9 protein-coding genes are annotated in these 13,304 nt (G+C 50.6%); 6 read left to right on the top strand and 3 right to left on the bottom strand.

Going from position 1 to position 13,304, the window contains the following annotated elements:
- Positions 1 to 27: 27 nt before the first annotated feature.
- Positions 28 to 1,317 carry an MFS transporter gene (locus KB213_RS04845; protein ID WP_211680861.1) on the bottom strand — a complete coding sequence of 430 codons (1,290 nt, stop codon included), beginning with the start codon at positions 1,315 to 1,317 and terminating at the stop codon, positions 28 to 30.
- Between the two features lie 293 nt (positions 1,318 to 1,610).
- On the opposite strand from KB213_RS04845, the gene KB213_RS04840 reads away from it, so the two are divergent.
- Both KB213_RS04840 and hemA read left to right on the top strand, forming a co-directional pair.
- A complete protein-coding gene (locus tag KB213_RS04840) occupies positions 1,611 to 2,618 on the top strand; it encodes an EAL domain-containing protein (RefSeq protein ID WP_211680860.1) in 1,008 nt (335 codons plus the stop codon).
- Positions 2,619 to 2,704: 86 nt separating this feature from the next.
- Positions 2,705 to 3,916 carry a 5-aminolevulinate synthase gene (gene hemA / locus KB213_RS04835; protein ID WP_211680977.1) on the top strand — a complete coding sequence of 404 codons (1,212 nt, stop codon included), beginning with the start codon at positions 2,705 to 2,707 and terminating at the stop codon, positions 3,914 to 3,916.
- Positions 3,917 to 3,992: 76 nt separating this feature from the next.
- On the opposite strand, the gene KB213_RS04830 is transcribed toward hemA, so the two are convergent.
- Entirely contained in the window at positions 3,993 to 6,113 is a 2,121-nt protein-coding gene (locus KB213_RS04830; RefSeq protein ID WP_211680859.1) for a TonB-dependent receptor, read from the bottom strand.
- Between the two features lie 428 nt (positions 6,114 to 6,541).
- Between KB213_RS04830 and thiC the strand changes: the two genes are divergently transcribed.
- The 4 genes from thiC (at position 6,542) to purF (ending at position 10,877) form a co-directional block, all read left to right on the top strand.
- Complete coding sequence (gene thiC, locus KB213_RS04825; RefSeq protein ID WP_249110231.1) at positions 6,542 to 8,404, top strand: phosphomethylpyrimidine synthase ThiC; 1,863 nt, start codon at positions 6,542 to 6,544, stop codon at positions 8,402 to 8,404.
- A 123-nt stretch (positions 8,405 to 8,527) separates the two neighbouring features.
- A complete protein-coding gene (locus KB213_RS04820; protein WP_249110230.1) occupies positions 8,528 to 8,776 on the top strand; it encodes a hypothetical protein in 249 nt (82 codons plus the stop codon).
- A 72-nt stretch (positions 8,777 to 8,848) separates the two neighbouring features.
- Positions 8,849 to 9,409, top strand: coding sequence for a CvpA family protein (locus KB213_RS04815; RefSeq protein ID WP_211680857.1), 561 nt, complete (start codon positions 8,849 to 8,851; stop codon positions 9,407 to 9,409).
- A 28-nt stretch (positions 9,410 to 9,437) separates the two neighbouring features.
- A complete protein-coding gene (gene purF, locus KB213_RS04810) occupies positions 9,438 to 10,877 on the top strand; it encodes an amidophosphoribosyltransferase (protein ID WP_211680856.1) in 1,440 nt (479 codons plus the stop codon).
- Positions 10,878 to 11,048: 171 nt separating this feature from the next.
- Here purF and KB213_RS04805 read toward each other — a convergent pair whose 3' ends face one another.
- Complete coding sequence (locus KB213_RS04805; protein WP_346266668.1) at positions 11,049 to 13,205, bottom strand: histidine kinase dimerization/phosphoacceptor domain -containing protein; 2,157 nt, start codon at positions 13,203 to 13,205, stop codon at positions 11,049 to 11,051.
- Positions 13,206 to 13,304 lie beyond the last annotated feature (99 nt).

Raw genomic sequence — 13,304 nt, 5'->3', positions numbered from 1 at the left:
CCTTCGAATGTTGAGAAAAAGAGGGGCTTAATGCCCCTCTTTTGGTTCGTCTTCATCCCCTTCCATGATGGCGCCGGGGAGGTGTTTCGGTTGAAGCAGGGCAATGCCTGCGGTCAGCACGGATGAGCCGATGACGAGCGATTCTGCGGCGATTGGCAGTGTGAGAGGCGTTGGGCCAAAGCCGGGGATGAGGCGGCTTGCAAGGCCTTGCCCTAAGGAGCCGAGAGCATAACCTAATCCCATGCCGAAGCTACGTGTCTCGGAAGGAAAACACTTGGACAGGTAGTGGGGGACGAGTGCGAAGATACCAGAGGCCGCTCCGCCCATGACAAAGGCAGCGAGTAGCAAGAGTGGCCATGAAACAGCGTTGAGGAACGGCCAGATGGCAAGAATGATGGTGCCGAGTGCACCGAGCATGACTTTAAGGTCACCAAACTTCTGTGCAAGCCAGCCGCAGAGCAGCTTCCCGCTGAGGGAACCAATGCAATATAAGGTGACGGGCCAGAAAATACTGTGCAGTACGGGTTGGTGTGCTGTGCGCAGAATGGTTGGGTAGAATGTGTAAATTGCAGCTTTTTGGAACTCAAGTACGGCCATAAAGGCGATGGCTTGTATGGCGGCAGCATCAAAGCGGAATTTGGGACGTGGACGTTTTGTGCTGGAATCATGTCCACTCAGGAGCTCCGCACGTTTGCGAAGCCAGACGGGGCTTTCTTTAACGCCGATGCGGATAAAGATGGCGAGGAGCGCCGGTAAAAGGCCGATGAAAAAGAGGGCACGCCAGCCGTAATGCGGTAAAATGAGCTCTTGTGCGGCATTGGCTGCAAAATAGCCGACTTCATAGCCAGACATCATGATGGCAGAGGCCATCGGGCGGGTTCGGGCTGGGACGCTTTCCATGAGCAGTGCAGCGGAAGCCGTCCATTCACCGCCAAAGCCAATGCCGAACATGAATTGTACGACAATCAGGAACAGGATGCTGTGTGCCAGCCCGGTCATGGCGGAGAAAACGGCAAACCATACAACGCCGAGCATAAAGGCAAAGCGGCGGCCGTAGCGATCAGAGAGCCAGCCCCAGCCGGTATTCCCAATAGCGCGCCCGATGGCTTGAGCCATCAGAACACCACCAAGGGCTGTTAAGGTGCAGCCGAGATCTTTTGCGATGTCCGGCAAAGTGAACTGAAGGCTTGTTTGATCAAACGCATCCAGAAACCATCCCAAGAATGAGGCCAGTGTGATTTGCCAGAATGGGAGCAGCTCTCGGAAGGGACTGCGGGCCGGTGTGTCGGGGCCGGTGCGTATGGCGGTAGCCGTCATGTGCAGGGTCCTTAGTCGAGCTTAGAAAGCGTTTTATGAAAGGGAATGAGCTGTCTAGTGAACGTCTGGGGGCGTTTAGACAAGCGTGAAACTGTGGGTAGAACGTGAAAACCTTATGGGCGTTTCACATGTATTGTTGGCAATTATAGTTTATTAAGTTGGGCATGCCGAATGAATAATGTGCGACGAACTGTGTCTCGTGGTGTTTTTTGTTGGTAAAATACGCAAATTCTTCGGGAATTAAGGAAATATTAGGGGTGTGGGCGCCAGTATCTCTAGAAATAGAGTAGGAGATGCCAGCGTTGAACACCTTCGAAGATGGCGTTGCCATGATGGCCTTAGAGCGGGCAGAGGCATCAAAGTCACGAGTGGAAGTGTCGGAAAGCGCTTCACGGTTGTCGGTGTCCCGAGATGATAAGCGGGCATTTTGTGGTGAGGATGCCCAGTTTAATACGGCAACATTTGCGAGCACGCTGCGCAGTCGACGCGCACGACAAAAAGGTGCGGCGCCAGCTTTGCGGTGGCAGTCCCGTTTCACGTCGGATCATGCACATAATCTACGGTTATTGGGGGCATCAGTTGATATGAATGCTCTTGGCCTGTCTGTCCCCAGGCATGTTGCGCGTAAGGTGCGGGGCAAAAGGGCTGAGAGCACTGCCCAGAAAATTGATCGGGATTTGCTGTCTTTGGCGTGTCTACAGGCGGTGCAATGGGGTGAAGAACGGCGTCTTCTGGTGAGTATGACGGATGTTGAAGCGCCGGATGCTGCGTTTAATGCCCGGCTGGGTGAGGTGCTGGAAGAAACGGGCTTTGACGCAGCATTATTAGATTTGATTTTTTCGGAAGCAGGGTTGCAGCATTATGATGCCGAGGTCTGCTTTACTTTGGCGGCTTTGCGTGACCGGGGTGTTGGTGTCTATGTCTCAGGCTTTGGTGAAGGGCCCTCGAGCTTGACTTTATTAAAGGAGCGCGCGTCTGGCGGTCTTTTGGACGGTGTACAGTTTGATTGCTCCGTACTGTTGAGTGCGGGGAATGTTTGTAAAAAACTGGATGAGACGTCCGTTCTAGATCCGGTGAGTGTCGCGTTTTATAGGGCGTCTTTGTTGGCCGTACGGTCTCTTGGTTTGCGGATCAGGGTGTGTGGTGTGGAGTTGCAGGAGCAACTGTCGTTCGCGCGCGATGTTGGGGCTGATGAGATTTCAGGTGGTCTTTTGGCTGCGCCGGAAACGATGATGCAGTCTTTGATGCCGAGGTCTCGGAAGGGACGATATCGTGTAAAAAGGTCAGTTGAACCAGTATAATGTCTTCTTTTGCTGTGGCTCTTGGGTGGGGGTACTTGGCGTGAGGTAGGAGGTCTCTTACATAGGGCCGAGCAGGAGAAAACGTGATGAATTATGATCAGATGTTCCAAGCAGCACTCGATGGACTACATGCCGATGGTAGCTATCGTTATTTTGCTGATTTAGAACGTCGGGCCGGGCGCTTTCCAAAGGCTTTTCATCATGGTTTAGGCCAAGAAGTCACAGTGTGGTGCTCTAATGATTATTTGGGGATGGGCCAGAATAAAGCAGTTTTAGACGCTATGCATGCCGCCTTGGATGAGACGGGTGCAGGTGCAGGCGGAACGCGCAATATTTCTGGCACGAACCATTATCACGTTGAACTTGAAAAAGAGTTGGCGGCTTTGCATGGCAAAGAGGCGGCGCTACTATTTAATTCGGGTTATCTGTCCAATTGGGTAACGCTCGGCACGATTGCTGGGCGTTTAAAAGATTGTGTGGTGCTGTCGGATGCTTTGAATCATGCTTCCATGATCGAAGGTATTCGTCATTCTCGTGCTGAGAAGCAGATTTTTCGTCATAATGACGTGGAAGATCTGGAGCGCCGTTTGCAAGCGCTGCCTGCTGATGTGCCCAAGATTATTGCCTTTGAGTCGGTATATTCAATGGATGGGGATATTGCCCCAATTGAAGCTTTTTGTGACCTCGCGGACCGTTATGGTGCGATGACATATCTCGATGAGGTGCATGCTGTCGGTATGTATGGTGAGCAGGGTGGGGGGATCGCTGAAAAGCTTGGCCTGTCTCATCGTCTGACGATCATTGAAGGAACGTTAGGTAAGGGTTTTGGGGTTGTGGGCGGCTATATTGCTGCGTCTGCGCCCTTATGTGACTTTGTACGTTCTTTTGGGTCAGGGTTTATTTTCTCAACGGCTTTGCCACCGATGATTGCAGCTGGTGCATTGGCGAGTGTGCGTTACTTGCGAGACAATGCGGCAGAGCGAGAGGGGCAACAGCATGCTGTGGCTCATTTGCGTGATGCGCTGGATGCGAAGAATATTCCTCATGTTGGTAACCCGAGCCATATTGTGCCGGTTATGGTCGGTGACGCGCAGTTGTGCCGTGAACTGTCCGATGCATTGTTACGGCGGTTTGGTCATTATATTCAGCCTATCAATTATCCGACTGTGCCACGTGGAACAGAGCGCCTGCGGATTACTCCGGGGCCGCTGCATGATGATGGTATGATCGATGAATTGGTTGAAGCATTGGATACGTTGTGGCGTGAGTATCAATTGCGCCGTACAAATGGATTGTAATGTTTATATAGTGACTGTTTGATTGGAATATTAAAGTGCTTCATTTTTGATAAATGAAGCACTTTAATGTTATATACTAGAGATGACCATCAACGGTAAAGCCAAATGCGCGGGGTTGACCAACTTGTGCTTGAAGACCAGACCACAATTTTTGTCCGCTATAAATAATATGGTCATTTGTTAGGTTTTTTATGTATAGGCGTACAGTGTAGTATCGGGATGTGTACCCGACATTTGCATTGAGAATATTGTAGTTCCCAGAAGGTACGCTCTGTCCGCTTGCTATTTGCGGTGCGTAGCGCCCTACATGGTTGAAGTTTGTTCCGATGAACAAGCCGTTCCTGAAGGTTTTTTCAAGCCCGACATTGAAGGTCGCAGTGGGAGCGTTGCTGAATTTTGTGCCTTCAACGTTTTTATACTGAGCAGGTGCATCTGTAATTTTGGTGGCAAGTAAGCCCAATCCACCAAAAGCGCGGAAGCTGCGTGTGAAATTATAGAGGGCTTCGGCTTCAAGGCCTAAACTATGCCCATGTGGAATATTGACGAATGTATAGTTTAGGAGATCTTGGTAAGAGTGGTAATCATTGTAGAATAAATTGGTATTAAGGTTGAGCTTTTTGTTGAGGATTTCTGTGTGTCCTCCTAGCTCATAAGTGGTAACAGTTTCTTTGTTATACTGGTAGTAAGATCCCGTATACCAGTTAATGGCTCCACCTCCAGGGTTATAGCCGCGTCGAACCGTAAAGCTGGCGCTGGTAACGGGAGTAAATGTATAGCTTAAACCGCCTTTAGGTAAGAACATTGTCGTGCCAATGTCGCTTTGTACTTTGCCCCATGAAAGAGACACATTGCGTTTCTGCTCTTCGCGTTCCACGCGTGCGCCAGCAATCAGGTTGAGACCACCAATAAGGTGAAGAGTGCCATCAGCATAAGCGGCGTAGGTCCGTTCGTTGTCGGGGCCGTTTACACCTAAATCGGACTTAATATCTTGGTCGCGGTTGAAGTAATATAAACCACCCACTGCGTTAAGTCGTGATGCTGTCGGTGCGTAAATGAAGCGGTCTTCAACGGTATTGTTTTGTTCTTTAAGTGTAAAATGAGCGAGGCTATTTTTGCTGGCAAGAGCATTGGATTGTCGGAAGATGGCATCGTACCAAATGTGGCCGTAGGTGATTTGGTTCGAAAGGGCGCTGGATATTTGGTAATTCGCTCGAAGGCTGGCTTCATTTATGCTCGAGTCTGTAACGCGGGTATTCATGTTGGTGTTGTCAAAGCGGTATTGGAATAGGTCCGGTGCTGTGGCGGTGTAGAGATATTCGCCATGTTGTTCACGGTGCCAACCCATGAGAGTGACGTTGAGTTGAGGGAGGGCTTTAGGTGTCCATAAAAGCTTTCCGCGGACTGAGGTTTGGTTAATTTCTCTTGGGTTAAAGGGCCACTTGGTGCCGGGGTAATGGATATAACTGTTGCCGCGCACGCCATCGGCAGTAATGCGGAAGGCAAGTTCGTCTTTAATAATGGGGCCTGAGAGCATTCCGGCAAATGTGCCTTTGCTACCAGCGCTTTCGTAACCGCCACGGATTGCGGCTTGCCAGAATTGAGTGGGGGCTTTGCTGGCAAGTGTGATGGCACCGCCTATAGCGTTGCGGCCTTGTGTCGTTGCTTGAGGGCCGCGCAGGATGCTGACTTGTTCCATATCCCATGTGCCTGCATCGGCATAACGCTGGCCAGCGTATGTCTCGGGAAGACCGTCAATAATGACGGCGGTACGTGGGCGGCTTCCAGACATAATAGTGAAGACGCCGCCGCCAGCACCAGAGCCTGTTAAGCCACGTATTGTTGGGATGTCTGCGGCATTGCCAATCATGTTCGGGACACGATTTACAACATCATAGAGTGATCGATATTCGTTAGAATCGAGCTTTTTAAGCACAGTGATTGCGCTGTTTGTATTTTGTAAGTGATCAATCTTTTGCCCAACGACGACAATGGATTCTGTTGATCCGGTAACGGTGGGTGTATTTTTATCGGTGGTAGATTTGGAGGGTGTTTGAGCTGTTATCGCTTTAGGAACAGTTGTGTCAGCAGCATATGCATTTGGGGGGGCGAAGAAAGAAATGTTTGCGCAGATGATGGTGAGCGCTGTGCAAACGAGGAAGTGCTTTCTGTGAGAGGTGGTGTTGTGAGCGATGAACATTGCTGTTTCCGTTAGGATTATGTAAAAAATTTTACAAACTTATAAATGATAATAATTCTCATTTGCGATAGTGCGTATTTTGATATTTTTTATGTTGAGGTAAATTGGTGATATAAATGTCACGGTTATGTCAGTCTGACCGTAATGCTGCACAGTGTTGTGAGAGGCGCGATAAAGAATGCATGATTGACAAAATGAAGTAGAACGCTGATTCTTATCTGCACCAGGGGGAGCTTCACCGACGAAGCTGAGAGGTCATTGGTTTTCTTATGTGTGTGAGAAAACGGTGTGACGACCCTGCCGGGCGCCATGGTGTCGTCCGGGGAACCTGATCCGGTTAGGACCGGCGGAGGGAATGGTTATGCAGGGCGCTTGGACTCTTATGGTCTGTCGTTTCGTGTCTTCCCCCGTTGGGGTGTGGAGGACGTATGGGCGACAATATACAAAATTTGAACGGGCATGCTGTAAAAGCACAACGTACAGTTGGGCAGGTGACAACGGGGCCAATTGAAGGTTCTGTTAAGAAGTGGTCTGCTGCTCCGGGACATGATGATATTGTGGTCCCGTATCGCGAAATTGCTCTGCATCCTTCGGCAAAGGAAGAGCCAGTACGGGTATATGATACGTCTGGCCCCTATACGGACACGAATGTTGAGATTGATGTTGCCAAGGGGCTGAGTAAGCCGCGTGCGCCGTGGGTTGCAAAGCGTGGTTTTCGCAAGGTTGATGTGCGCCGCCGCGTGAAGCCAGAAGATAATGGTTACGTGAGTGAAGCTCAGGCGGTACCGTCTTGCCCGGCCGAACATGAGGTTTTTGACGGGCAGGATGCGCAGTACGTCACGCAATATGAGTTTGCGCGTGCGGGCATTGTGACGGAAGAGATGATCTACATTGCGCATCGTGAGAATGCGTGCCGTGCGGAAATGGCCGAAGGTGCGCAAGAGCGTCGTGCAGATGGTGAAGATTTCGGAGCTGAGATCCCAGCTTTTATCACGCCGGAGTTTGTGCGTGATGAAGTGGCGCGTGGGCGTGCGGTGATTCCTGCAAATATTAACCACCCTGAGATTGAGCCGGTGATTATCGGACGTAATTTCTTGGTGAAGGTGAACGCGAATATCGGTAATTCTGCTGTGACGTCATCAGCGGCAGAAGAGGTTGAGAAGCTGGTGTGGGCCATTCGTTGGGGTGGTGACACGGTGATGGATCTCTCCACGGGGCGCAATATTCATAATATTCGTGATTGGATCATGCGTAACTCTCCTGTGCCGATTGGTACGGTGCCGCTCTACCAAGCGCTGGAAAAGGTCGGTGGCGTACCAGAGAAGCTGACATGGGAAGTGTTCCGTGACACCTTGATTGAGCAGGCGGAGCAGGGGGTCGATTACTTCACGATTCATGCTGGTGTGCGTTTGCAGTATATCCCTCTGACGGCAAAGCGGACGACGGGCATTGTGTCTCGTGGTGGTTCTATTATGGCTTCATGGTGCTTGGCGCATCACCGTGAGAGCTTCCTCTATGAGCATTTTGAGGAAATCTGCGATATTATGCGCCGGTATGACATTACCTTCTCATTGGGTGATGGGTTGCGTCCGGGGTCGATTGCGGATGCGAATGATGCTGCGCAGTTTGCTGAGCTTGAAACGCTGGGTGAGTTGACCAAGATTGCGTGGGCCAAGGGCTGTCAGGTCATGATTGAAGGGCCTGGTCATGTGCCGATGCACAAGATTAAGGTGAACATGACCAAGCAGTTGGCTGAATGTGGCGAAGCGCCGTTTTATACGCTTGGCCCGCTAACGACGGATATTGCGCCGGGTTATGATCATATTACGTCCGGTATTGGTGCGGCGATGATTGGTTGGTTTGGCACGGCGATGTTGTGCTATGTTACGCCAAAGGAACATCTTGGCCTTCCGGACCGATCTGACGTGAAGACGGGTGTAATTACTTATCGTATCGCGGCTCATGCGGCGGATTTGGCGAAGGGACACCCGGCGGCACAATTGCGTGACGATGCAATTTCACGCGCACGCTTTGAGTTCCGCTGGGAAGATCAATTCAACTTGGCGTTAGACCCGGATACGGCGCGTAGTTTCCATGATGAGACGCTGCCGAAAGAAGCGCATAAGACGGCACATTTTTGTTCCATGTGCGGTCCGAAGTTTTGCTCAATGAAAATTAGTCATGACATTCGGCGCGAGTCGGAGCGTAAGGCTGGTATGGAAAAAATGAGTGAAACATTTCAAGGGCATGGCGCTCAAATTTACGTTCCGCAGGCAGAAGTCGTTAAATAAGGGTAATAAATGGTAATTCCGCAGCGTTAATCTTGCGCCGAGTGGAAAATTATACGCATCATCGGGGGGATGCCACGTAGAGACCTAAATCCCCCCTTTGAGCCGAATAAAAGTGTTAACCGTTTGGCACGAAAAACAGGCGGCTGTGCGGCGCAATGTGTTGTACAGGTTATGCAGAATAATCGAACAGGTCTGGCGCGCGAGGGGGCATCATTGGTGTATCTTCTCGAAAAAATTTGGCAGCAGCGCGGGGTTGATATGCGTGATGTTTGGGCTGAATTAGAGGCGCGTTTAGAGTTGGCAGAAGATTTGCGTGAGCAAGGTATTCGGCCACGCAAAAATGGCCGTTATCGTTCGACAAAGCTGCCTTAATGGTTCTTTATTGTTTGTGATGAGAACAAAAAGAGACTCTACCGTATTTTTCAGGTACATCTCTGCGTCATTATGCAGAGTTTTTCTGATCTGGCCCATGGTTCTCTTGATGCGTTAACCCGCTTTGATGATGTGGTGCTTGCGCTCATTATTTTGTCGGGCCTCGGGGGATTCGTACGGGGTTTTGCCACCGAAATATCGGGTCTATTTTCTTGGGTCATGGCCATCGCGGTGACGAATCGCTTGCACATGATGTTTGAGCCTTATTTGGCGCCGTATGTGCATGATGTGTGGTTGTTGCAGATTTTTAGCGGCATTCTTGTTTTTCTGGTGACTCTTCTATTCTTGGCGATGGTGGGGCGTAAGATTGCGGGTATCGCTCGTGTTGGGCTGTTGAGTGGTGTCGATCGTGTTTTGGGGTTGGGGTACGGTCTTTTCCGTGGGTATTTGGTGATCGTCACACTTTGTTTGATAGGGGGGGCTTTTTTTGAAACGACCGCTTCTTATCTGATGCAGAGAAGTCTCACTGCGCCCTATATTGTTGCAGGAGAGACGCGTCTGGTGGGATATCTGCCCTTGTCGTGGCGTTCGCATCTTGCATCCTTAGCAACAAGCGGCCATGACGCCCGGTGAGACCGTCTAGTGGAAAGGCTACGCTGCGATGAACCTGAACGAAACCTCCAACCGCCCTTATGAAGAATGTGGCGTGTTTGGCGTTTGGGGCGTTCCGGACGCTGCGGCGTTGACTGCCCTTGGCTTGCATGCGTTGCAGCACCGTGGGCAAGAAGCGGCGGGCATTGTGTCCTTCGATGGAGAACGCTTTCACCAGCATAAGGGGCTTGGCCTAGTTGGTGATGTGTTTGGCGATAGCCGCGTTATCGCGTCATTGCCGGGGCCGGTGGCCATTGGCCATAACCGTTACGCAACGACGGGTGGCACGCATGTTCGTAACGTACAGCCACTTTATGCTGATTATGAGTTCGGTGGTTTATCCGTTGCGCATAATGGTAACCTGACGAACTCCGCGACCCTGAAGCAGGCCTTGGTTAAGCGCGGTTGTATTTTTCAATCAATGACAGACACAGAAGTGTTTATTCATTTGATTGCGATTTCGCTTTATTCAAATGTTTTGGATCGTTTCCTTGATGCTGTGAAGCAGGTTAAGGGGGCGTATTCTCTCATTACCTTGACGCCGAATGATGGGTTGATTGGTATGCGGGATCCGCTCGGTGTGCGTCCGCTGGTGTTGGGCCGTCTGCCGGGTCATGAGGCGGGGAATGGCGGCTGGGTTCTGTCATCGGAAACTTGTGCTCTGGATATTATCGGCGCGGATTATGTGCGCGATATTGAGCCAGGCGAAGTCGTGGTGATTGATGAGCACGGCATTCGCTCGCTTCATCCATTTGGTGACCAAGGGGCACGTTTCTGTGTGTTTGAGCATATTTACTTTGCTCGCCCAGACTCTGTGTTGGAAAATGTTCCGGTTTATGAAGCGCGTAAAAAGATCGGCGCTGAATTGGCTCTGGAAAGTGGTGTTGAGGCAGATGTTGTGGTGCCTGTGCCGGATTCCGGGGTTCCATCCGCCATTGGTTATGCTGCGCAAAGCAATATTCCTTTTGAGCTTGGGATCATTCGTAACCATTACGTTGGCCGTACCTTTATTGAGCCTACGGATCAGATCCGTAATTTGGGCGTAAAGATGAAGCACTCTGCTAACCGGGCTGTTCTGGCTGGTAAGCGTGTGATTTTGGTGGATGACTCCATCGTGCGTGGTACGACGTCTCGCAAGATTGTGGATATGGTGCGTGCGGCGGGTGCATCAGAAGTGCATATGCGGATTACGTCACCGCCGACCAAGCACCCTTGTTTCTATGGGATTGATACGCCTGAAGAGAGCAAGCTGATGGCGGCGAACCATACGGTTGAAGAAATGGCTAAAGCGATTGGTGTAGAGAGCCTCGCCTTTGTTAGCTTTGATGGTTTGTATCGTGCATTGGGCCATACAGGCCGCGATGAGGGTGCAACGCGGTACTGTGACGCATGCTTTACAGGGGATTACCCCATTTCATTGGTGGATAAAGAAGGTAACCTTGTAGGGTAAGAACGGGGCCGTTTACTAATGGTTCAAGGAACTATGTGACGGCCTGATCTCGTCGTGCTGTGTGGCAGATATTGCCTAGGGGTGGGTAGTTTCTCGGTCGGGCGCGCCTTTGGTCGCCCGTCAGCCCAATAGGGTGTCTTTTCTACCTCTGCACTAAGGCTTTATGGCCTGTCAGCGGGGAGTGGTGAGTGGTAAGCTCAGTGTTGCTGAGAGGCCTGGTTGTAGGTCTGTGTAGTCTATCGTGCCATTGAGCGTGTGCACGATGTTACGGATCATACGGCGACCAAAGCCTTCTTCTGTAGGGGAGTTTGTGTTCTCGCCTTGGTCAGCAACTTGTAGCGTCAGGCGTTGGCCATGCTGTGACAGTGTGATGTGTAATGGGCCAGCTTTTCCTGCATAAGCGTATTTTGTAGCGTTGATCAGCAGTTCTGTAGCGATCAGACCAATATTGATGGCGCGATCGACTTCTATGGTCATAGACGTTAAAGACGTTTGCAGATCATGCCGCCACTCGGCTCCGCATGATGTGAGGACGTCTTCGATCAGTTCGTCTAAATAACGGGCGAGGTCAACAACGCCGAGATGTTTGTCTTGATACAGTCGACGATGCACGAGGTTGATGGCAGCAATACGGTTTTGGGCTTCGGTCAGGGCGGTAGCTGTTTCCGGGGTTGATGCTGAGCGGCTTTGGAGATGTAAAAATGAGGAAACCATCTGGAGAGAGTTTTGAACACGGTGGTTGACCTCACGAATAAACAGATCTTTCTCTTCGAGTAGGGATTCACGCTCCAGTAAAGTGGCTTCTAAGCGCGTATTGAGCGCGGTGAGCATGCGTTTGTGGTGCTCTGTCAATAAAATTTGGCGTAGGCGACTGGCTGCCTGCGTGTGTTCGACTGACCAAGGTGCTGCCTTTCCTGTGACGGTTTGGCGCCATGTCTCAAAAGAGTGGCGGGGTCGTAGGACGGAGTTTTGATCTGGTAATTGTTTGTGTGGGTTCCCGGCCCATTCGATGGTCTGCACGACTTCAACACGTCCCCATAAAAGTGTGAGGGTGGGGGCAAATGGGAGGGTAATTGTGGTGAGGCCAGCCATTTGGTCAGACCATGCGGCGGCCGGCGGGTAAGCGTCTTGAAAATGGGCATGGGTGTATAGCCCTGAGGGGCTATGTTTTGTGAGCCATGACTGAACGTCACGCAAGGTATCATCAGGGGGAAGTGTCCCTTGGCGTGTAATGGTTTCTGCGCTGATAATAGCGAAGCCATCGCAGGGAATGAGCTTCATGAAAGAGTAGAGCTTGGTTCGCAGCGTGGCGTCGAGTGTTTCAAGCGTATTCAGTTCTGAAGCAATATGATCGATAATATTTTTGATGCGTAGGCGTTCTTGAAACGTGGTGAGTTCTTCTTTGGCGTGTAATTGCCGGGACATGATGCCAGAGAACGTGCGGCAAAAGCTGCGGAGGTCACGTGTTAAGAAATGTGGTGTCGCATGATGACACGTAATCAGGCCCCATAATGCTCCGTCGATGATGAGGGAAACGGAGGCAGATGCCGTAACCTGCATATTGATCAGATATTGTAAGTGCACGGGTGAGATGGCCCGGACTTGCACTGGGCTGAGGTCAAGCGTGGCGAGTTCGGGGAGTGAGGGCCTTAGTGGTGTGGCGCTTGTATGGGCGTCGGGAATAGAGCGTACGCGGTTTTTAAGATAAAGAGCGCGGGCTTGTTTTGGAATATCACTTGCTGGAAAATGATGATGCATAAGAGATGGAAAGACGTCATTTCGGCTTTCAGCAACGACGCGCCCATCGCCATTTTCGAGGAATTGAAAAATTAAAACACGGTCAAAGCCTGTAATTTTTCTGAAGGCATCAGCGCCTTGTCGGCAGAGTGTTGCAACGTTGGGACTGCGCTCAAAACGTTCTGATATTGAATCTATTTCACTAAGAATATGTGCTGTGAATGGGAAATGCGTTGTGGCTGGTTCTAATTCGACAACGATATAATGTTCTATTTGGTGCACAATGATGGTGAAATGCTCTCCACTATCCCCTTGAACCGAAAGATTGCTTGTGGAGGACGGAGAGAAAAAGACTTCAGGGGGTTGGGATAAAAGGCCTGAGAGCTCTTGACCTAGCCACTGGGGAGTAAGGCGCTTTTCGATGTCACCCGCACCGGAAATTACTTGAAGAGTTTGAGCCTTGGCAACGAGTAACAAGCCATAATTTTGTATGGCTCCGGGACGATGAATAGGTTCTTTATCACATGTTGTGAGGGCTTCAGAAGAGAAAGCCGAGTGTGTTGTTTGGTGCAATGTGTGCGGTATGGCCACGAGGCATTTGGTTCCGAAGCGGGAGTTCCATTAATGTCAGTAAGTGTGCAGTATCTTTGTTCAAGAGAAAAGTGGGAGAATTTTAGTATTTCTCCCACT

The organism is Neokomagataea anthophila, assembly GCF_018122595.1.
Classification (GTDB): domain Bacteria; phylum Pseudomonadota; class Alphaproteobacteria; order Acetobacterales; family Acetobacteraceae; genus Gluconobacter; species Gluconobacter anthophilus.
This window is presented reverse-complemented; position numbering and strand designations above follow the sequence as displayed.